Annotated in this window: 21 protein-coding genes; 11 read left to right on the forward strand and 10 right to left on the reverse strand. The window is 45.3% G+C overall.

The window, feature by feature from the left end; genetic code table 11:
• Positions 1-4: 4 nt before the first annotated feature.
• The 4 genes from ACO1PK_RS09590 to ACO1PK_RS09605 all read left to right on the forward strand — a co-directional run bounded on the left by ACO1PK_RS09590 (position 5) and on the right by ACO1PK_RS09605 (position 3,137).
• Entirely contained in the window at positions 5-1,264 is a 1,260-nt protein-coding gene (locus tag ACO1PK_RS09590; RefSeq protein ID WP_423188196.1) for a cytochrome b, read from the forward strand.
• A gap of 2 nt (positions 1,265-1,266) precedes the next feature.
• On the forward strand, positions 1,267-2,001 hold the full coding sequence (locus ACO1PK_RS09595; protein WP_423188197.1) for a cytochrome c1: 735 nt from the start codon (positions 1,267-1,269) through the stop codon (positions 1,999-2,001).
• Positions 2,002-2,076: 75 nt separating this feature from the next.
• The gene (sspA, locus tag ACO1PK_RS09600; RefSeq protein ID WP_423185414.1) at positions 2,077-2,715 is read left to right on the forward strand and encodes a stringent starvation protein SspA; all 639 of its coding nucleotides are present in this window, start codon (positions 2,077-2,079) and stop codon (positions 2,713-2,715) included.
• 8 nt (positions 2,716-2,723) lie between these two features.
• A complete protein-coding gene (locus ACO1PK_RS09605; protein ID WP_423188198.1) occupies positions 2,724-3,137 on the forward strand; it encodes a ClpXP protease specificity-enhancing factor in 414 nt (137 codons plus the stop codon).
• A 48-nt stretch (positions 3,138-3,185) separates the two neighbouring features.
• On the opposite strand, the gene ilvY is transcribed toward ACO1PK_RS09605, so the two are convergent.
• Entirely contained in the window at positions 3,186-4,067 is an 882-nt protein-coding gene (ilvY, locus tag ACO1PK_RS09610; RefSeq protein ID WP_423185415.1) for an HTH-type transcriptional activator IlvY, read from the reverse strand.
• A 168-nt stretch (positions 4,068-4,235) separates the two neighbouring features.
• Here ilvY and ilvC point away from each other — a divergent pair, with 168 nt between their 5' ends.
• The gene (ilvC, locus tag ACO1PK_RS09615) at positions 4,236-5,717 is read left to right on the forward strand and encodes a ketol-acid reductoisomerase (RefSeq protein ID WP_423185416.1); all 1,482 of its coding nucleotides are present in this window, start codon (positions 4,236-4,238) and stop codon (positions 5,715-5,717) included.
• Between the two features lie 196 nt (positions 5,718-5,913).
• Positions 5,914-6,351 carry a methylglyoxal synthase gene (locus ACO1PK_RS09620; protein ID WP_423185417.1) on the forward strand — a complete coding sequence of 146 codons (438 nt, stop codon included), beginning with the start codon at positions 5,914-5,916 and terminating at the stop codon, positions 6,349-6,351.
• A 33-nt stretch (positions 6,352-6,384) separates the two neighbouring features.
• Here ACO1PK_RS09620 and ACO1PK_RS09625 read toward each other — a convergent pair whose 3' ends face one another.
• Positions 6,385-6,573: a YgaP family membrane protein gene (locus ACO1PK_RS09625; RefSeq protein WP_423185418.1), complete on the reverse strand. Its 189-nt coding sequence runs from the start codon at positions 6,571-6,573 to the stop codon at positions 6,385-6,387.
• A 162-nt stretch (positions 6,574-6,735) separates the two neighbouring features.
• On the opposite strand from ACO1PK_RS09625, the gene ACO1PK_RS09630 reads away from it, so the two are divergent.
• The 3 genes from ACO1PK_RS09630 to ACO1PK_RS09640 are packed head-to-tail and all read left to right on the forward strand — an operon-like array spanning position 6,736 to position 10,487.
• The gene (locus ACO1PK_RS09630) at positions 6,736-7,758 is read left to right on the forward strand and encodes a Fe(3+) ABC transporter substrate-binding protein (protein WP_423185419.1); all 1,023 of its coding nucleotides are present in this window, start codon (positions 6,736-6,738) and stop codon (positions 7,756-7,758) included.
• 33 nt (positions 7,759-7,791) lie between these two features.
• Positions 7,792-9,435 (forward strand): ABC transporter permease, encoded by a 1,644-nt coding sequence (locus ACO1PK_RS09635; RefSeq protein ID WP_423185420.1) that lies wholly within the window; start codon positions 7,792-7,794, stop codon positions 9,433-9,435.
• Positions 9,435-10,487: an ABC transporter ATP-binding protein gene (locus ACO1PK_RS09640; protein ID WP_423185421.1), complete on the forward strand. Its 1,053-nt coding sequence runs from the start codon at positions 9,435-9,437 to the stop codon at positions 10,485-10,487. The genes ACO1PK_RS09635 and ACO1PK_RS09640 overlap by 1 nt, the downstream gene beginning before the upstream one ends.
• Positions 10,488-10,515: 28 nt before the next feature.
• Here the strand turns inward: ACO1PK_RS09640 and ACO1PK_RS09645 are convergent, their stop codons facing one another.
• The 3 genes from ACO1PK_RS09645 to ACO1PK_RS09655 all read right to left on the reverse strand — a co-directional run bounded on the left by ACO1PK_RS09645 (position 10,516) and on the right by ACO1PK_RS09655 (position 13,925).
• Entirely contained in the window at positions 10,516-11,130 is a 615-nt protein-coding gene (locus ACO1PK_RS09645) for a substrate-binding periplasmic protein (RefSeq protein WP_423185422.1), read from the reverse strand.
• Positions 11,131-11,424: 294 nt separating this feature from the next.
• Positions 11,425-12,585 (reverse strand): E22 family MetX-like putative esterase, encoded by a 1,161-nt coding sequence (locus ACO1PK_RS09650; RefSeq protein WP_423185423.1) that lies wholly within the window; start codon positions 12,583-12,585, stop codon positions 11,425-11,427.
• Between the two features lie 38 nt (positions 12,586-12,623).
• Positions 12,624-13,925: a GntP family permease gene (locus tag ACO1PK_RS09655; protein ID WP_423188199.1), complete on the reverse strand. Its 1,302-nt coding sequence runs from the start codon at positions 13,923-13,925 to the stop codon at positions 12,624-12,626.
• A 194-nt stretch (positions 13,926-14,119) separates the two neighbouring features.
• Between ACO1PK_RS09655 and ACO1PK_RS09660 the strand changes: the two genes are divergently transcribed.
• Together ACO1PK_RS09660 and ACO1PK_RS09665 are read left to right on the forward strand one after the other, a co-directional pair.
• Positions 14,120-16,426 carry a TonB-dependent receptor gene (locus ACO1PK_RS09660; RefSeq protein ID WP_423185424.1) on the forward strand — a complete coding sequence of 769 codons (2,307 nt, stop codon included), beginning with the start codon at positions 14,120-14,122 and terminating at the stop codon, positions 16,424-16,426.
• Between the two features lie 67 nt (positions 16,427-16,493).
• On the forward strand, positions 16,494-17,144 hold the full coding sequence (locus ACO1PK_RS09665; protein WP_423185425.1) for a response regulator: 651 nt from the start codon (positions 16,494-16,496) through the stop codon (positions 17,142-17,144).
• Between the two features lie 55 nt (positions 17,145-17,199).
• Here ACO1PK_RS09665 and ACO1PK_RS09670 read toward each other — a convergent pair whose 3' ends face one another.
• The 5 genes from ACO1PK_RS09670 to ACO1PK_RS09690 are packed head-to-tail and all read right to left on the reverse strand — an operon-like array spanning position 17,200 to position 21,122.
• Positions 17,200-17,823 carry an ATP-binding cassette domain-containing protein gene (locus tag ACO1PK_RS09670; RefSeq protein WP_423185426.1) on the reverse strand — a complete coding sequence of 208 codons (624 nt, stop codon included), beginning with the start codon at positions 17,821-17,823 and terminating at the stop codon, positions 17,200-17,202.
• A gap of 31 nt (positions 17,824-17,854) precedes the next feature.
• Positions 17,855-19,294: a peptidase domain-containing ABC transporter gene (locus tag ACO1PK_RS09675; RefSeq protein WP_423185427.1), complete on the reverse strand. Its 1,440-nt coding sequence runs from the start codon at positions 19,292-19,294 to the stop codon at positions 17,855-17,857.
• 11 nt (positions 19,295-19,305) lie between these two features.
• Positions 19,306-19,554: a hypothetical protein gene (locus ACO1PK_RS09680; protein WP_423185428.1), complete on the reverse strand. Its 249-nt coding sequence runs from the start codon at positions 19,552-19,554 to the stop codon at positions 19,306-19,308.
• A 49-nt stretch (positions 19,555-19,603) separates the two neighbouring features.
• The gene (locus ACO1PK_RS09685; protein ID WP_423185429.1) at positions 19,604-19,819 is read right to left on the reverse strand and encodes a hypothetical protein; all 216 of its coding nucleotides are present in this window, start codon (positions 19,817-19,819) and stop codon (positions 19,604-19,606) included.
• A gap of 52 nt (positions 19,820-19,871) precedes the next feature.
• On the reverse strand, positions 19,872-21,122 hold the full coding sequence (locus tag ACO1PK_RS09690) for an HlyD family secretion protein (protein ID WP_423185430.1): 1,251 nt from the start codon (positions 21,120-21,122) through the stop codon (positions 19,872-19,874).
• Between the last annotated feature and the right edge of the window lie 168 nt (positions 21,123-21,290).

Consider the following 21,290-nt stretch of genomic DNA (forward strand, 5'->3'; position numbering starts at 1 on the left):
CCTTATGAGCTGGATAGAATATCGCTTACCTTTCATGGATAAGATGAATCTGCACGTTATGCAGTATCCAGCACCAAAGAACTTCAACTTTTGGTACTTCTTTGGTTCTTTGGCCATTGTTGTACTGATTAACCAAATTGTTACGGGTATTTGGTTAACAATGAATTATGAACCTTCTGCTGAGGGTGCTTTTGCTTCCATTGAATACATCATGCGTGATGTAGAATACGGTTGGTTGCTACGTTACATGCACTCTACAGGCGCCTCTGCTTTCTTCGTTGTAGTGTATCTGCATATGTTACGCGGCATGATGTATGGTTCTTACCAGAAGCCACGTGAGCTGTTGTGGATTTTCGGTATGTTAATCTTCTTAGTCTTAATGGCTGAAGCTTTCATGGGTTACATGCTACCTTGGGGACAGATGTCTTACTGGGGGGCCCAAGTAATCATCTCAATCTTCGGTGTTATTCCCTTTATCGGTGATGATTTAACGCTGTGGATCCGTGGTGATTATGTTATTTCTGGCGCTACCTTAAACCGTTTCTTTGCATTACATGTTATCGCCTTGCCATTGGTACTGGTTATCTTGGTATTCCTACACATCATGGCATTACATGAAGTAGGTTCTAATAACCCTGATGGCATTGATATCAAACGTGATAATGATGGTACTGTGGAGTTAACTGAAGCAGATAAGAAATTCACATTCCATACTTACTTTACGCGCGGTGGCAAAAAAGTCATTGTTGATGCTATCCCATTCCATCCTTACTATACGGTTAAAGACTTAGTGGGTTTAGCGGGTTTCTTGTTTATATTTGCTTTTGTAATCTTCTTTGTGCCTGAAGGCGGCGGTTTCTTCTTAGAACCACCTAACTTCGAAGTTGCTAACCCTATGAAGACGCCAGATCACATTGCCCCAGTATGGTATTTCACACCGTTTTACGCCATCTTGCGGGCGGTTCCCGATGCGTTATTTGGTGCTATTGCCATGTTCCTAGCCATTATTGCTTTAGCGTTATTACCTTGGATTGACCGTGGTAAGGTGCGCTCAGTGCGTTACCGTTGTGAACTGCATCGTTGGAATTTAGTGATGTTCTGCATCAGCTTTGTAGCTCTCGGTATTTTGGGTGTGCTTCCAGCGACTCCAACTTATACCTTATTATCACAAATTTTCTCATTCACATACTTTGCATTCTTCGGTTTGCTGTGGGTTTACAGCAAAAATGAGAAAACTAAGCCACTGCCAACGAGGTTAACCTGATGATGAAAAAGTTACTTTCAGCTGTCGCATTGTTAGCATCATCGCTGGCAATGGCTGCCGGTCCAACAATACCGCTGGATAAAGCACCTATTGATCTTCGTGATCAGGCATCACTGCAAAACGGGGCAAAGCTTTATCAAAACTATTGTTTGGCATGTCACCAAATGCAATACCAACGTTATTCACGGACGTTCAAAGATTTAGGCATTCCTGAAGAGCTGGGTATGGAACATTTGATGTTTACCGGCGAAAAAGTGGGTGATCATATCACTAACTCAATGCCTGCTGACTATGCAGAAAAATCCTTTGGGGTATTACCACCTGATTTAACCAACGTTGCGCGCGTGCGTGGTGCTGACTGGCTTTACACTTATCTTCGTACTTTTTATGTTGATGAAAGTCGTCCATTTGGGGTAAACAATAAAGTTTTCCCGATGGTAGGTATGCCACATGTGCTGCAAGAGTTGCAAGGTGTGCCTTATCGTGCTTACGAAACCCGCTTAGTTGATGGACAAGCTACAGAGGTCTATGTTGGTATCCGTACTGATGGCTCGGGTGAGTTAAGTAATGAGGAATATGACCGCGCTGTTGCAGATCTGGTGAATTACTTGGTATACACTGGTGAGCCAAGCAAGTTACAATCTCATGCATTAGGTACTAAAGTACTCATCTTTATCTTTATCTTCTTCGTGCTGGCATACTTCCTGAAGAAAGAATATTGGAAAGATGTTCATTAAGTATTTGTTTTTGAAGTACTTGTAGTTAGGGGCCTTAGTGCCCCTTTGCTGTTTTTTATTTAACCGGAGGAATACATGGCGATCATTGCCAATAAACGCCCTGTGATGACATTGTTCTCAGCTGTTGACGATATGTTCAGTCATCAGGTCCGTATTGTACTGGCGGAAAAAGGGGTAACTGTCGATATTCTTCAGGTGACACCAGATAATGTGCCAGAGGATTTATATGAAGTGAATCCTTATGGCAGTCTGCCTACATTATTAGACCGTGAGCTAGCTTTATATCAAGCAGATATCATTATGGAGTATCTGGACGAGCGCTTTCCGCATCCACCTTTGATGCCGGTTTACCCTGTTGCTCGCGGTCAGGCGCGTTTGATGATGTATCGGATAAAAAATGATTGGTATAGCCTGGCTGATAAAATTTTACAAAACCATGAAGATGCGGCTTTAGCCCGTCAAGAATTAAAGGAAGGCTTGTTGTCGATAGCGCCTTTATTTGGTGAAGCACCGTTTTTTATGAGTGAAGAATTCGGGTTAGTGGATTGCTATATGGCGGCATTATTGTGGCGTTTACCTTTACTGGGTATCGAATTTACTGGTGCTGGTAGCAAGCAATTAAAAACCTATATGAATCGTATTTTTGAGCGTGATGCATTTCAAGCATCTTTAACCGATATTGAGCGGGAGATCCGCAAGGGAATCAAGCTTTAATGCAGAAAATGTCACCAAACCGGCCCTATTTGTTACGCGCCTTTTACGATTGGATTATTGATAATAAGTGTACGCCCTATTTAGTGGTAGACGCTACTTATCCCGCAGTTAAAGTACCGCAACAGTTTGTACAAAATGGGCAGATAGTGCTGAATGTCTTACCCTCTGCGGTAGGTAACCTGCAGTTAGGGAATGATCTGGTTACATTTAATGCGCGTTTTGGTGGTCAGCCTTTTGCATTGTCTATTCCAATGAAAGCTGTATTGGCCATTTATGCGCGTGAAAACGGTGCAGGAACCGTTTTTACGTTAGAAGAAGATGATGACACAGATGAGGACTTTTTAGAGGAGGTGCTAGATGAGGAATTACCTCCAGAGCCGCCTAAACCTAGTCGTGGTAGTCATTTAAAAGTAATCAAATAACACGATAAAAGCTGGGGCAAAGGTGTCTCAGCTTTTTCTTAAGCTACCTCAGTTTTTCAATGTTAGTTGCCAAAACGCCTGCAATAATGGCTCATCTTTTCGTTTTTCAAACATACAAATGCCTAATTCCAGGGGTTCGAATTGATACTCTGTTTCTAGGATCCTAACTCTATCTCTGACTGGGCTGTGTTGCAGTACGGGTTCGGGAATGACCGTAATGCCACTGCCTAATGCCACCATTGACACCATTGCTTCATGGCCATCAACTTTAGCGGCAACTGCGGGCGTTATAGCGCGGTTTTTCAGCCATTGGTCGAAACGACTGCGTGCCGGACCATGCTCTGGCAAAATCATCGGCACCTCATTCCAGTCAATTGGCTGCTGCGCGAGTAAATCGTTAACTCGGCATGGAATCACCGGCGCCACCAGCCTAACAGGCACATTACTAATGCGCTGGAAAAACATATTGGCTGGGAAATGATCGGGATAAGCGGCAATAGCCACGTCTGCTTCATCAGCTTTGATCCTTTCAATCGCTGCGGCGGCATCACCCGTTGTAAGCTGAATTTCTGCTTTTGGACATTGTAAACGGAATTTATCCAGTAAAGCAGGTAAATGACTATAACTGGCAGTAACAGTACAAAAGATTCGCAGAGTGCCACTGAGCTGTGCGCTGGTCAGTTGTAGATCAAGTTGTAGTTGATGCCACTCATCCAACCATAGCCGCACAAAGCGTTGTACTCGTTCGCCAGCAGCAGTTAAACGTACTGAACGCTTATCACGGAAAAATAAACTGGTGTTAAGTTCTTGTTCTAGCCTTTGGATCACCCTTGTCAGCGTTGAAGGGCTTACAAACATTTGATCGCTGGTTTTTGCGAAATTCAAACTTGATGCTAAATGCAGGAATAGCTGAGCGCTTCGAACATCCATAAAATCTTTATTGCATAAAATGAAATACAGAATTGAAAATATATCACTTCACGCAATAGAAGTCTCGCACTACACTACAGATATTAAAGCAGTACCAGCGCAATAATGCCGTATTTTACTGCTGCTGTTTAGCCAAGCTAAAACAGTTGAAGAATTTTGAGAGTCGTTATGAGTAATTACTTTAATACATTGAATTTACGGCAGCAATTACGCCAGTTAGGGCAATGCCGTTTTATGGATAAAGCCGAATTTGCTAACGGCTGTAACTTTATAAAAGACTGGAATATTGTGATTGTTGGCTGTGGCGCGCAAGGTTTAAATCAAGGTCTGAATATGCGCGATTCTGGTTTAAATATTAGTTACGCTTTAAGGGCAGAAGCGATCTCCGAAAAGCGTGCTTCTTTCCAAAAAGCCAGTAGTAATGGTTTTAAAGTCGGTACATACGAAGAGCTGATTCCTTCGGCTGACTTAGTGTTGAATTTAACACCCGATAAGCAACATAGCAGTGTTGTGGATGCGGTTATGCCCTTGATGAAACAAGGCGCTACCTTAGCTTATTCACATGGCTTTAATATTGTTGAAGAAGGTAAGCAGATTCGCCCAGATATCACCGTCGTTATGGTTGCGCCTAAGTGCCCAGGCACAGAAGTTCGCGAAGAATACAAACGCGGTTTTGGTGTGCCAACCTTAATAGCCGTTCACCCAGAGAATGATCCTAAAGGGCAGGGTTTAGAGATTGCCAAAGCTTATGCTTCGGCCACCGGTGGTGATAGAGCAGGTGTATTAGAGTCGTCTTTTGTGGCAGAAGTGAAGTCTGACTTAATGGGTGAGCAAACCATTTTGTGCGGCATGTTGCAAACAGGGGCTATGCTCGCTTTTGATAAAATGGTTGCTGACGGTGTTGAGGCGGGATATGCCGCAAAACTGATTCAATACGGCTGGGAAACCGTTACTGAGGCGTTAAAGCACGGCGGTATCACCAATATGATGGATCGCCTAAGTAACCCGGCTAAAGTGAAAGCCTTTGATTTAGCTGAAGAGTTAAAAGTTACTTTGCGGCCGTTGTTTGAAAAGCACATGGACGACATTATTAGTGGTGAGTTTTCGCGCACTATGATGGCAGATTGGGCCAACGATGATAAAAATTTACTGACTTGGCGTGAACAAACCCGCGAGTCTGGTTTTGAACAGGCGCCAGTATCTGCGGAAACCATTAATGAGCAAGAATATTTTGATCGTGGGATTTTACTAATTGCCATGGTTAAAGCCGGCGTTGAATTAGCCTTTGAAACTATGGTTGATGCGGGCATTATTGAAGAATCAGCTTATTACGAATCGCTACATGAAACACCGCTGATTGCGAATACCATAGCACGTAAGCGTTTATATGAGATGAATGTGGTGATTTCGGATACTGCGGAGTACGGTAACTACTTGTTTGCGCATGCTGCAGTGCCCTTATTGCGCGATAAGGTGAATAGTTTAAGCAGTGAGTTGATTGGTAAAGGTCTGAGTACCGCTAACAATGGCGTAGACAACTTAAAACTTATCGCTGTTAACGAAGCCATTCGGCAACATCCGGTAGAAGTGGTAGGCAAAAAACTACGCGGCTATATGACGGCAATGAAACGCATTGTCGAAGCAGATTAAGCTGCCCAAAGAATTAAGTGGTTAGTGGTAGTTGGTAGCCAGGCAGTGCTTGTACCAACACCAGACCAATAACGATGTTATACGTGGACCTTGGTTGTTTGCCCCGCTTGTCGGGGCTTTTTTTTAACTATAAAAAGCGGTAAGTTAAAGGCTAGCACAATGGTCCATGTCGTAAACCTTAGCTAAAAGGACAAATATGAAAACGATAGCCTTGGTGGCACATGATGGTAAAAAGGCAGCTTTGCTAGAGTGGATTACTCAACATCAGCGGTTTTTTGCCAATAAAGAGCTTATTGCTACTGGCACTACCGGAAAGCTGATCAGTGCCGCTTTACAACAACCCGTAAGATGTATGGCAAGTGGGCCACTCGGCGGTGATCAACAAATTGGCGCGTTAATCGCAGAACAGCAAATTGATTGGTTAATCTTTTTTTGGGATCCGTTATCTTCACAGCCTCATGATCCTGATGTAAAAGCGCTGATCCGTTTAGCGGTAGTGTGGAATATTCCGGTAGCCTGTAATATTGCAACAGCCGATTTTATTATTCACTCCAGTTTAAATCATGCAGATTATCAACGAGAGATACCGGATTTTAAGGCCCATAATGACCGTTTGACTAAACCAGGTCGTTAAGCGCAAACTTGTCTTTAAGGTTAGGTTTAACTGTCAGTTTATCTTACAAGTTTTAATACCCAATAGGGTATAAAGCGGACAGAAGTTAAATAAACCTGTGAATAACGGTACAACACCTATCCAACCCCAAGGTCCTATAGTGCCTGTCGCAGCTAAAGCGATTAATACTACACCTGCGATAATCCTGCTGATCTTATCTATACCACCAACGTTCGTTTGCATGATAAAGCCTCATTTTAGTATTTTCTTATGTAGAGTAGAGTCTTTTTGCACAGAGTACCAGCATAATGTGGATATTTTTTAACTTGCTCACCTGTATTTATTGAGAATTGTTCGTGTTTATGTTTATATGCTGGCAGAAATTATCACTAAGCGGGAGTTGTTATGAAATTAAACAAAGTAATGTTGTTGGTCGCAGGTAGCTTGGCTTCGTGTTTTATACAAACCTCTTCGTTATTTGCCGCTGAGGTTAATGTGTACTCTGCTCGGCAGGAGGAATTAATTAAGCCTTTATTAGATAAGTTCACTGCCGAAACCGGCATTAAAGTGAATTTAATTACGGGTAATGCGGATGAGCTAATTACCCGTATTAATAGTGAAGGTCGAAATAGCCCAGCTGATCTTCTTATCACTACTGATGTGGGGCGCTTAGCCAGAGCAAAACAGCAAGGTGCTATTCAAGCGGTGGAATCAGAAACGTTAACCTCGGTTATTCCAGCTCACTTACGCGATCCGGCTGGCGTATGGTATGGTTTGACTGTGCGCGCTCGGCCCATTATGTATGTTGAAGGAAAGGTCGATCCGGCTGAGCTTTCTACTATGGAAGCGTTAACTGATCCAAAATGGAAGGGGAAAATTTGTGTTCGCTCTTCGAGTAATATTTATAATCAATCACATGTTGCAGCCATGATTGCCAATGATGGCGCCGAAGCTGCAGAGAGCTGGGCGAAAGGTTTAGTGGCTAATTTCGCTCGGCCGCCACAAGGTGGTGATCGTGATCAAATTAGAGCTGCTGCTGCGGGTGTGTGTGATATTGCCCTAGCTAACACCTACTATCTTGGTGCTATGTTAGCTGACCCGAAAGAGCAGGCTCAAGCTGCAAAGATAAAAGTATTCTGGCCAAACCAAGACGGTCATGGTGTGCATATTAACGTTGCAGGTGCTGGAGTGGCTACTTTTGCACCAAATAAAACTAATGCAGTGAAATTACTGGAATATATGGTTCAGCCAGAGGCGCAACGCTGGTATGCTGAGGTTAATCATGAATATCCCATCCGCACAGATGTTGCTATCAGTTCTATTCTAGAGGGCTTTGGCACCTTTAAAGCAGATGATCTTGCGTTGGAGCAGTTAGGTGAACTCAATGCTGAGGCAATTCGGGTACTCGACAGATCGGGTTGGCGTTAAGCTGGCAATGCATAAGCAGGGGAGGCTCCTCCCTTGCTAAGAATCTCGCTGTTTGATGGTTGGCGCTGGGCAGTATTAGTCCCAGCGCTTATTTTGGCATTACCTGTAGCCATTGTATTTGCTAGCTTGCTTTCCCCTCAGCTTGAGGTCTGGCGTCATTTACAGCAAACCGTCTTATCTGATTATATCGTTAACTCTTTGATCTTGGCAGGCGGAACTGGCTTAGGCGCATTACTGCTGGGTACCAGTACTGCATGGTTAGTTAGCCAATACCACTTTATTGGACGCCGCTATTTAGAATGGTTGCTGTTGTTACCTTTAGCCATGCCGGCTTACATCATTGCTTATACTTACACTGGAATGCTGGACTTTGCTGGGCCTTTGCAAACTTGGCTGCGTGCACTTTTCGGTTGGTCTTTTGGCGATTACTGGTTTCCCGAAATTCGCTCTTTGGGCGGTGCCGTGTTAATGCTATCGCTGGTGCTTTATCCTTACGTTTATATGCTAGCGCGTAATGCGTTTTCTGAACAGTCGGCTTCTTTATTGGAGGCAAGCAGAACTTTGGGCTTAAGCCCAAGACAACACTTTTGGAAAGTGGCGTTACCTTTAGCACGTCCTGCCATTCTTACCGGGGTAGCACTGGCGATGATGGAGGCCTTTGCAGATTACGGTACCGTGCAATATTTTGGTGTACCAACTTTTACCACCGGTATTTTTCGTACTTGGTTTGGTATGGGTAATGCCGTTGCCGCTGCGCAATTAGCCGCATTGCTGACTAGTTTTGTCTTGTTTCTGCTATTACTCGAGAAATGGTCAAGGCGAAAGGTGCGTTACTATTATCAGGGACAAAAACACAGTGCGCCGCAGCGACGACATGTTGGCCCTGGCCGGCAGTTTTGCTTTTTAGCATTTTGCTGGTTGCCTGTACTGCTCGGGTTTTTATTGCCAGCATGGCAATTATGTAGCTGGGCGCTAGCCAATTGGCAGCGAACCTTAAATACAACGTTCTGGCAGTTGGTTTGGAATAGTTTCTCTTTGGCAGCGATCGCAGCACTGCTATCCGTGATCTTAGCGCTGATTTTTGCCTATGCCCGCCGATTAAAAAGGGATCCAGTAGTACGGTTTCCTGTGCAGCTGGCAGCCTTAGGCTATGCGGTTCCTGGTACTGTTATTGCGATAGGTGTCATGCTACCGCTAGCTTGGTTTGATCAGCGTATCGATTTGCTGGCTGAACAATGGTTTGGTATCCGCACCGGTTTATTACTCTCTGGTACTATAGTTGCCTTATTGCTTGCTTACAGTGTGCGCTTTTTAGCGGTATCACTGCACGGTATTGAGGCAGGACTTGAGCGCATTAAACCTAATATGGATAATGCGGCGCGCTCGCTGGGTTACAGCCCTTGGCAAGTGTTACGTTCGGTGCATATTCCGCTGTTAAGGGGTAGTGTGTTAACCGCCTTACTGTTAGTTTTTGTTGATGTACTCAAAGAGTTACCCGCCACGTTAGTGTTACGCCCTTTTAATTTTAATACCTTGGCTGTTCGGGCGCATGAATTAGCCTCGGACGAGCGTTTAGCGGATGCGGCTTTACCGGCTTTAGCTATTGTGTTAGTGGGGTTGTTGCCGGTCATTATTTTGGCCCGTTCTACGGAGCGGCAGATGCGAGGAGTTGAATAATGCTGGCATTAGAGCAGCTTGCTGTCGCTTATGGACCGCATACAGTAGTTAAAAATATCTCTTTTGCCTTGGCGCAAGGGCAAATTGGCTGTTTAGTTGGGCCATCAGGCTGTGGCAAAACTACTATTTTACGCGCTATCGCAGGTTTTGAAGCGCCGGCAGCAGGTGTTATCAGCTTACAAGGGGTAGAAGTGAGTAGCGCTTTAACACAGCTGGCACCTGAGCAGCGCAAAGTAGGTATGGTATTTCAAGATTTTGCTTTATTTCCGCATTTAACCGTCGCGGATAATATTAGCTTTGGTCTAAAGCGGCTGGACAAAGCAGAGAAAAAAACCAAAGTTAAACAGCTGCTACAGCTGGTAGGCTTGCCTGATTTGGGGCAACGCTATATCCATCAGTTATCTGGGGGGCAGCAGCAACGGGTCGCCTTAGCCAGAGCCTTGGCACCAGAACCTAAAGTGCTGTTATTAGATGAGCCTTTTTCAAGCTTGGATGCTGAGTTTCGTGAGGTACTGGCGCGTGATATTCGGAAAATTCTAAAACAGCTACAGATTACCGCCGTATTAGTGACACATGATCAATTTGAAGCCTTTGCAATGGCCGATATGATTGGCGTTATGCAACATGGCCAGCTGCAGCAATGGGCCACCCCCTACGAGTTATATCACCGCCCTGCCAATCGCTTTGTGGCTGACTTTGTTGGCCGGGGTGTTATGCTGCCAGGGCAGATGCTGGATCAACAGCAAGTAGCAACCTGTTTGGGGGTGTTTCGGCAACGTTTTTTAAGCGAGGTTAAGGCTGGTGATCAGGTGGATTTACTGATTCGTCCCGACGATATTGTGCATGATGATGATAGTGATATTAAAGCAACGGTATTAGATAAGTCGTTTCGTGGTTCACATATTCTATATACTTTGGCGTTAGCCGCGGGAGAACAGGTATATTGTCTGGCGTTAAGTCATCATAACCATGCTATTGGTGAACAAATAGGCATTCGTTTGGATCTAGATCACTTAGTGTTATTTCCCCGTTATCAAGTTGCGAAGGCGTAAACGCTTTTTTGAGCGAATATCACTAGCATTAATAGCTTGCTGGCATTGTGGTCAGGATCTGTGTCAGCTCGCCACTGTCAGTGAGCGCTTGCAAGCCGAGATTAAACTCTTGTTGTAGGAACAAGCTATCTGGTCGTATTTTGGGAAAGGCTAGATACATGGGTTTATGTTCTAAGGTTGGTGCTAACCAATCCAGCGGCACTTTTTTCTGCTCAGCCGGCAGTTTCGAAATATGATATAAACCATTTTGTAAATCAGCTGGCACTAAATCAACTCGTTTTAACGCTAACATGCTGAAAACTTGACCATCTGTTGCCACACTGACTTTATTAAAGCGGCTATTTTCTAACAGCTCAGCTTGCGCGTAGCCGGTGACTAAACCTAAAGTACCTTGACCGTCTAACAGCTCACTAAGATTACTTGTCTCGTTAAATTCGTTAGCGCGTTTAAAAAGGACAATTCTGTTCGCGTAGATACAGTCTGAAAACCAGAAGTGCTTGGTACGCTCTGCAGTATGCCAGATGGCAATAATGCCAGAGTATTGGCCTTGCTGAGTATCATGCAAGGCTCTGGCAAAGGGCATAAACGCCACTTCAATCTGGATGTTCCGCTTGGCAAAAGCGCGCCGAACAATATCAATCACTACACCCTGCTGTGGCAAAAGGGGACCATAATGTGGAGGGTACTCACTGCTGGCAAAGACGAATGTGGTGTTGCTAACTACAGTGTCAGGGATAGCGGCTTTGGCAAGAGCGGAGTGGCTTAGCGTTAAAAATATAATGCAAATGAGCAATGCGAATAGCTGATTGATTTGTCTCTTTATTATGACGTGCATTGCATCCAACGTATTGAGAGTTTTCCTAGTTTATAATGAGCTTAGCAGAGTTTAGTCAATAAAAAAGGGCGCTAAAGCAGCCGCCCTCCAGGAAAGCGTCTGTTATTCTAAAAAGGTCGCAATAAGCTCGGCGACGGCATGGATATTAACGATGCCATCAAGATGGCCCCATTCTCCGGGAATTTCGGCATAGCTCACTTGGCTGGCTGACATAGCAGCAGCACTTCTTTTAGACATTGTAGGCAGTAATAATTGATCGCCTGTGGCGGGCAAAAACAGTGTTTTTGCTTGTATTGTTTTTAGAGCCTCTTGCCAGTTAGCGCCCATACCTGCTCGATATAATTGCGAGGCGCGCACCAAATAGAGGATGTGGTTCGCATCTTGCAATTGTGCCCGTTGTTCTGCTTGCGACAGTAATTGCTGCCAAACAGTAAAAGGCGCCAGAATATCGTGTTGCACGGCTTGGTCTGCTACAGGATCAGCAAAACGGGCATTAAAAGCAGTAGGGTAGAGGGCATCTTGGGTGATATAGGCTAAGGCTGTGGTTAATCCTTGCCGAGGTTGACCATAGGCATAGTAGTCACCGTTGCGCCATGCCGGATCCTGTTTAATGGGGGTGGCCCAGCGCTCTAAGCGCGTCACTGCCCATGCATCCATATAGGCGCTGCCAATGATCGGGATCAGACGTTGTACCCGCTCAGGATAGCGCACTGCCCATTCGATTGCTTGAAAAGATCCCATCGATGGGCCTATCACTGCGTAGAGTTTTTCTATTCCCAAGCTCTCTAACACTTGACGTTGCACCTCGACAAAGTCGGCAATAGTAACAACAGGAAAACTGAGTCCCCAAGGTTTACCTGTGGCTGGGTTAATAGTGGCTGGGCCAGTGGTAATTACGTTCGGATCATAAACATTGGCATTAACTAGTGTATCGACGCTGATCACATAAAACTTATTGGTATCAATGGCTTTGCCGGGGCCAATAATGGCATCCCAATAGCCTGCTGTTGCATCATCTGGCTGATATTTACCTGCAGCATGCGAGGTACCAGAAAAAAAGTGGGTAATTAAAATAACATTCGATTTATCGGCATTTAAGCTGCCATAGGCTTCCCAGCCAACACGGACAGGGCGGATAACAGCGCCATTTTGTGTGTGAAACTCGGCAATTTCAAACGCGTGCTTTGTCACTAGCAAGCTATTGGCGTGCAGTGGTAAAGAGACCAGCAGTATAAAGCAGTTAAGAATCAATACTCTTAGCATACGAAGCGTCCTTAAGGTTGTCATCGTGAATAAGCTAGTTAAAACCATTGAAAAAGTGCTATTGCCAGTATGACGCCGAGTAAGGGCATCAATACACTCACAACGGCAACTGGCCAATAAGCGTTTTGGTGAGTTTCACCACAGATAGCACGGATCGTCGTTACCACATAGCCGTTATGCGGTAGTGAATCTAATGCACCCGATGAAATCGCGACAACACGATGTAAATGCTCCGCATCCACACCGCGATCCAGATAAGTAGGGGCAATTTCAGGTAAGGCGATAGCTTGGCCACCAGAGGCTGAACCCGTTAACCCGGCGATAGCACTTACCGCAACCGCAGCCCCCAGTAGTTCTGGGCCTGGCAGATGCGTCATATAATCGACTACTTGATTAAAGGCGGGGGTGAGTTTAGCTACGCCGCCAAAACCAACCACCGCAGCGGTATTACCAATTGCTAGTAAGGCACCGAGAACGCCTTCGTTAGTTGCTGCAGCGGGATTTTGCAAAAATCGATAATTGAGCAGATACAAGCTGACCACACCCCCAGCGAGGGCAATAATCAGCGCGGCTTGTTGTAAGCTGTCGTGTAATACAAAAGAGACACTTAATACGACCAGCAGGGGGATAAGACCAGTACTCCAGTGCGGTAACGGCTTATCGCTTAATGTCGGATCGCTTTGCCGACTGATAAAATGCTCGCCATTTTGTACCGCGTTTTTAATCATCCACATCAGCGCCAGATAGCCGCCAACTGCCATAAATATAGCGACGATCAAACTCACTTCCCAGCCTGCATAAGGTGTAGTACCAAGATAAGGGATCGGGATCCAATTTTGAATTTCGGGTGAGCCGGCCGATGTCATGGTAAAGGTGACAGAGCCCAGAGCAAGGGTGGCCGGAATGAAGCGTCGCGGTAGATTGGCACCTTTAAACAAACTGACTGCCATAGGGTAAGCAGAAAAAGCCACTACAAATAAACTGACGCCGCCGTAGGTTAATACCGCACAGGCAAGCACAATTGCTAATACTGCGCGGGTGTGCCCTAGTTTTTCGACGATGGCAAGGGCAACCGCATCAGCAGCACCGGTATGTTCCATTAATTTGCCAAATAAAGATCCTAACAAGAACATTAAAAACCAGGCTGCGACAAACCCGGCAAAACCCGACATATACCCATGCACAAAATCGAGCTTATCGCTTAGTTGCCAAAACGGAATGCCGTTGGTGATGGCAACCAACAACGCGCATAGCGGCGCGCTGATAAACAGATTAAAACCGCGCATGGTGAGTACGATAAGTAAGCCAAGACCGAGCAAGAGCCCAAGCAAACCTAAAATGCCGATTGAACCTAACATTGGATAATCCTTGTTCTAGTTTTTTTCTAGTCTGATACAGTCTTGGCCTCCTCACCATAGTACTAAGGTACAGATTAATATTTCCGCAATAGGGGCTACTCTATTAACAACTGCTAAATGAACAGCAGACACAATAAGACAAGAATCAGACAGTCACTTATCAACAGGAGAGCCTTATGGCCAAGAATAATAACAACCTACAACGCCCTGGTATTTGCTCTGCAGCTTTAAAACCCAGCCTATTAGCACTGGCCATTAGTAGCGTTTTAACTCTGCCTGCCTTAGCGCAAGCGACGAATGACGATGAATTAAAATTAGAACGTATTGAAGTCACAGCCCGACGTACCGTCGAGAGCTTACAAGAAGTGCCTGTAGCCGTAACTTCGATCGGCGCTGATGCGATTGCTGAAAGAGGCTTAACCTCTGTGGTAGAGATTCAGCAGTTCTCTCCAAATACCACTTTACAAGCCAGCCGTGGCACTAACTCGACGCTTACCGCTTTTATTCGCGGTGTGGGGCAAGAAGATCCGCTGTGGGGTTATGAACCTGGCGTAGGCATTTATATTGACGATGTGTATGTTGCTAGACCGCAGGGTGCCGTGCTGGATATTTTAAACGTGGAACGGATTGAAGTTTTACGCGGGCCGCAAGGAACGCTTTATGGAAAAAACACCATAGGCGGCGCCTTGAAATATGTGACCAAAGAAATGAGTGGCGATACCGAATTTGCCATGAGCGGCACGGTTGGCAGCTATAACCAGCGCGATGTTAAACTAACAGGGCAAGTACCGTTAATTGATAACACCCTGTATTTAGGTGTTGGTTATGCCAATTTGCAACGTGATGGTTATGGCGAATTTATTACTTCAGCCTTAGCTAACCAAGATCGTGAAAACTACAATAAAGACTTACAAGCGTTCCGTTTAACGCTGGAGTACAGACCACAAGATAATCTGTTTTTCCGGCTGAATTATGACAAGACCGATGATAAGTCTAATGCCAAAGGGGGTTTTCGTTTATTACCCAGTTTGCTAACAGATGCGCCCGTACCTGATAGCGTTTATGACTCTTACACTAGCTTGCCCACCAACAATAAAGTGGAAACTGAAGGCGTGAGTTTAACCGCTGCATGGGATATAAATGAGCACTACACGCTGAAATCGATTACCTCGCAGCGTAAAAGTTATTCGCCAACCAATATCGATTTTGATAATACCTCGCTGCCAATTTTTGATGTTCCGGCAATCTATGACGATAAAAGCTTTACTCAAGAGTTACAGTTAAACTATCAAACTGAGGGATTCAAGCTGGTCTCAGGTGTTTACTATTATAAAGCGGATTCGTGCGGGGTTTTTGATGCCATCTTAGGTGTGCTGGGGCAGTCGCTTGGCGCGCCAGGATTAACGCGGGAAGTGGGGGGCTGCAGTAATGGCGATAGCTTGGCTGCTTTCTCACAAGGGAGTTATCAGTTAAATGAGCAGTGGTCCGTTACCGCAGGTCTACGTTACACTCGAGATGAAAAAGACGCTATCGTTCGTAATGGGTTAATTTTTAATATTGTTTATCCTGAGTCAGGTTGGATCCCCGGTTATGTGCGGCCTGATGGATTAACAACGCCAGTAGTGCTTGACGATAAAGCAAGCTGGAGCAAGTTAACTCCAAAACTTGGGGTGGAATATAAACCCAATAGTGATTTGATGTTCTTTGCCAGTTTTAGCCAAGGCTTTAAATCTGGGACTTTTAACCCCAGAGCAACCGTCGCGGAACCCGCAGCAGATCCAGAAACCGTAAACTCATTTGAAATAGGGATGAAGAGTGATTGGTCTAACACATTGCGAATTAATGCCACGTTATTCCAGTTGGATCATGAAGATCGCCAATACATTTCAGTTATTCCCGATCCAAATGATGCGACTGCGCTAAACCAACGACTAGGTAACGTGGGCCGTTCTGAGGCGACGGGCGCGGAGTTAGAGGTGGTGTGGTTAGCAAACCGTAACTTGAATATCTATGCCAATATCGGTTTAATTGACGCGAAATTTAAAGAAGCCATCACCTTTGATCCGGTAGCAGGCCAGTTAGATATATCCGATCGCTTTAGTATTACCAATACGCCAAAAACTACAGCAACAGTAGGTTTTAATTATGATACTCGGACCCGTTTTGGTGATGTGATTATCACCGGTAATTATGCGTATCGTAGTAAGTACGATTTAGTCGAGCTAGATAACTTGTTGACCCAAGATGGCTATGGCCTACTTAACCTAGGTGTGAGTTGGCTTAGCTTAGATGGCCATTGGAGTGCGGGTTTGCATGCGAAAAACCTGACCGACAAGCAATATCTGATCGGTAATTATGCCTTTATTGCCCCGGATCCAGCTAATCCTGGGCAGTTTATCCCAGGCTTAGGCGGTGACAATACCCTAATTGGTTACTATGGTGCGCCACGAACCGTTAGCTTAACCGTGGGATATCGTTTCTAAATCATAAAAACCTTGCCGGGGCGAAAGCCCCGGTTCATTATGGGCAAAACTGCTTAGAAGTCTTGTTATGATAGCTATTATTGCCGATGATCATCCATTATTCCGCGTGGCCTTAGCGCAGGCATGTGCCGCGATCTTAGGTAGCGACGCCACGCTGTTACAGGCACAAACCATGGCACAAATTTGGCCACTGTTACGCCAACACCCCGATACGCACTTTATTTTTCTTGATTTAAAAATGCCCGGTTCGGATGGCTTTACCGGCCTGACAGCACTGCGCACCGAGTATCCCGATGTGCCAGTGGTGATGGTCTCTGCCGAAGAAGATCCGGTAATTATTAAACAAGCGCTGGCGCTTGGCGCAGCAGCTTATATCCCAAAGTCTGCCCCGTTAGAATTACTGTCTGAAGCCATCAATGCGGTAAGCAATGGCGACACCTGGCTACCGCCAGATATGGCTGATGATGTGAAAAACGCTAGGGTATTAATTGATAACGATTTTGCCCAGCGTCTAGAGCAACTCACCCCACAACAATTTCGGGTATTAAAAATGATTGCCGATGGCCTGCTAAATAAACAAATCGCTTACGAGATGAATGTGCAGGAAACTACAATCAAGCAGCATGTTTCCGCCATTTTGCGAAAGCTTAATGTCAATAACCGCACTTTGGCCGGGATTTTGTTTGAGAAGTTAAAACTACCAGAGCAGATGGAGTAGCTGTTGAAGTTAATCACTTAAACTTTCTGGGTAGTGCGTAATCGGCTAATCTTTTTTAACTTTCAGTTGATGTCTCTATTCCAAACTGCGCTTTATAGTCTACGGTAATATCCTGTAACTGCCCTTGGTGTAATTGCATAATGCGTTCGGCATTTAAAATTGTTTCTGGTCGATGGGCAATCACAATACGGGTCATTTTAAGCTGCTTAATCGCCTGATTCACATAATGCTCCAGCTGCACATCCAAATGGCTGGTAGCTTCATCCATAAATAAGATTTTCGGTTTACGATAGAGTGCTCTGGCTAAGAGTACCCGCTGCTTTTGGCCGCCAGAGAGTGAGCTGCCCATATCACCGACCAAGGAGTTATAGCCCATTTGCATAGTAGAAATATCTTGATGAATACCCGCTAGCTGCGCCGCTTCAACCACTCGCTGCATATCCAATTGCGGGTCAAAAAAGCTAATATTCTCCGCTAAGGTGCCCGACATTAGCTGGTCATCCTGCATTACGGCGGCGATTTGGCTGCGGTAATTGCGTAGGCCAAGGTGGCGGATATCAATACCATCTACCTCCACTTTGCCACTTTCAGCCGGTAATAACCCCAGCATAATTTTCATTAGGCTGGTTTTACCGGTGCCAGATGGGCCGATAATGGCGATATTCTCACCGGCTTGCACGTTTAGGGTTAAGTCATTAAATAGCAGTAGGTCATTGCTGGCATAACGAAAACATTGCTGTTAAACTTAACTGGCCACTAAGCGCGCGGCTATCGCTGGCACTGCCTTCATCTTCTTTCTCGGTAAGCGCAATATCGGCTAAGCGGTCTAAATGCAGCCGGGTCATTTTAATTTCTACTACTTTATCAATTAGCGCGGCGGTGCGGTTGGTAAACTGATTTTTATATGCCATAAAAGCAAATAACATCCCGACTGACATCTCGCCAGTCATTACTGTTAAGGCGGCCAGATACACCACCAGAATATTCTCAATACCGAACAGTAGCTGATTAATAGTGCCGTAAGAGATTTGCCATTTGCCCAGCCGGTAATTCTGATTAACCGCATCGGCAAAACGGTTCTGCCAGATATTTAAGCGTTGGGTTTGCAAGCCAAATAGCTTAATACTCTGCATGCCGCGCACGGTTTCCATAAAATTACTCTGCTCTTTCGCCGATGCGACGATACTGGCTTCGGTAAGTTGGTGAAGTGGGCGGTATAATGCCCAGCGTAACAGGCCATAGAGTAATACGGCTATGCCAACCACCAGGCTTAACTGCGGGCTATAGAGATACATCATAATCAGCACGGTAATGGCCATAATGCCGTCAATCACGCCTTCAACCAGGCTATTGGTCAGTAACTCGCGCACAGCATTAAGTGAGCCAAAACGCGATACCACATCACCCATATGGCGTTTTTCAAAAAAGCTTAGCGGTAGGTGTACTAAATGGCGCATTAAATTGGCGGCCATTTGCACGCTCATCACCGAGCCCAAATGCAGCACCACCCAACCACGCAGGGTTTGCGTGAGTACCTGCAGCAGCATAAGTAAGCCAAAGCCTAAAGCCAACACAACCAATAAGGGTTTATCCTGGCTGATGAGCACTTCATCGACCACTAACTGCGTATAGTAAGGCGCTGCTAATACAAAGACTTGCAGTAATAACGATAAAATAAATAGCTTAGTCAGCGACGGCACTAAGCCTTGCACCTTACTCCAGAAAGCGGTTAAGCCTAGGCGCACGCGCTCGTCGATTTTTTTAAATTCAGTACTGGGCGTTAATTCCAGCGCCACACCGGTAAAGGCCTTATCGACATCGGCTAAGCTAACCCGCCTTTCACCCATAGCGGGGTCAAGAATAGTAATACCCTTACGATGCACCTTTTTTAGCACCACAAAGTGGTTCATCTCCCAGTGCAAAATACAGGGAGTACGTAGGTTTTTTAAATCGTCTAAATCCAGCTTTAAGGCACGCGGTGTTAAGCCCAGCTGATTTGCCAGCTGCATTAGCTGCTGTAAGTTGGCACCTTTTAGCGACACGCTATAGCGGTTACGAAGGGTTGTTAAATCCAACTGATGACCATGGTGATTGGCAATCATAGCAATACAGGCCAGGCCGCATTCAGCGGCTTCTGATTGGTAAATCATAAAATCATATTTTAAGGAAGTAGCTTAAATGCAAAAAAAACTATTATATAGATTGTTATGCTGAGGAAAATTGAAGCAAAAAGAGAATAAAGTATTTTACGGTGATTTGGCATCATCTTCTTCTTTAAATTATAGTAAGTAGCAAAGAAACAAATAATCCCAATACATAGAGAGTAGGTAACTTCTCCAAATATGCCTAGTATAAGGAAAGCAGAAGCAATGATTATTGCTGTTGGCATTAATTTTTCAAACGATAACATAATAGCCCCTCTTATCAAAAGGCGCCCATAAATGGGCGCGTTTTATGAATTATAAAGCTTTACAAACTCCATAGCCTACAGCACCAGCAACAGCACCAATTAAGGCCCCTGCCGCCATTCCTTTTAGCCCCCCTGCCAAGCCTTTTTGAAGGCCAGCAATGGCACCAGCTGCTATTGAACCTCCAACTGTGCCACCAGCAACGCCAGCACATGTTTTATCACCACCACTAACTACTTCAACTTGCTCAAATGTTAATTCTTGCATAATATCTCTCCTTGAGATGATTTTAAGTTTAAGGTTTGCTCGTTACCGAGCGTTACAATCGCCCTTGCAGGCTTAAAATCGGCTCAAACAACCAGCTAATTAAGCTGCGTTGTTCCAGCACGATATCTGCGCTTAACAGCATGCCCGATTGCAGCGGGACTGTTGTGCCATAAGCGCGGATTACTTGTTGGCCCAGTGCAACCTGTACTCGGTACACTGGCTCCTGTACGGCGACAGGCATATCGACTTCTCCCGGAAGTACGATAGCCTGCGCCGTTTTTATTACTTCCCCTTCATATAAGCCAAAGCGCTGATACGGAAAGGCATCAAAACGTAAACGGGTGCGCTGACCTGGCTGTACAAAGCCATAGGCGCGGGTTGGCACCAGTAAAATGGCTTGTAGCTCTGCGTTATCGGGCATTATGGTCAGTAGCGGCAACTCGGCCCGCACGTTAGCACCGGTTTCGGCCACCAGATTAGTTACACGGCCGCTAATGGGGGCAGTAATTAGCATTTCAACGCGGGCACTAAGCTCAGTATATTGCTGCGATAGCCGTGATAGCTCGCTATCTACCAGCGTAAGCTGTTGCTGTTGCTCGCCGGGTAAGCGTTCAATTAAGCCTTCAAGCTGAGCAAACTGGGCTTTTTGGTTTTGCGCATTGGCATTTAGCTCGGCAAGTTGCTGGCGCAGATTTAATACCAACTCTTGTTGTTGCTGTAACTCGGTAGCAGAAATGGCACCGCGTTGCTGCAAGGCGCTAAAATCTTGCTGCCGTTGCAGGTGCAATGCCAAACGCTCTTGTAATAACTGCTGCTGCGCCTGTAAATCTTGTAATAGATTTTGGCTAAGATGTAAGCGGCTTTGATATTCACTGGCTTGCTGGTTAAATTGGGTAATCACTTGCTCGCGGCGCTGACTGACCAAAGCAATTTGTTGCTCAATACCTTGTCGTAAGGTGCTGGAAAGGCTATCGCCCATGGCAAGTTGGTCGGGCATCCGCAGCAGCGCCAGCCGCTCACCCGCCTGCACCTGCTGGCCATCTTCAATAAACACCTGTTGAATAACGCCGGAGCGCGGTGACATGACTTTTGCTAAACCCATATCAGGTTTTAGATAGCCGGTGACAGTTTCTTTGCGGTTAAACGAGGCAAGGCTTAAAAAGGTAACAAGTGCCAGCACCACGCCCACTAATATGATGGTAAGCAGGGTAGTACTAAGGGGCTGCGCGATAATGACATCACCATCTAGGCGACTGGCTTGCTGATTTACCGCAGCTAATCTGAACAGAGGTTTATTGGTCATTTGTGATTTTAATGTAAATAATAAGTAATTTATATATAGGGTAGGTTGCGTGAATCGTAAAGTGGTTTTTCAGAACTTATGATTATAAAAACGACATTTTTTAATTCTGGAAATAATAAAGAATATCTAATATATTGAATTTATTGGAAGTTGGTAACGTATTTGGGT

The sequence above is a fragment of the Alishewanella sp. d11 genome (assembly GCF_049390205.1).
Taxonomy (GTDB): Bacteria; Pseudomonadota; Gammaproteobacteria; order Enterobacterales; family Alteromonadaceae; genus Alishewanella.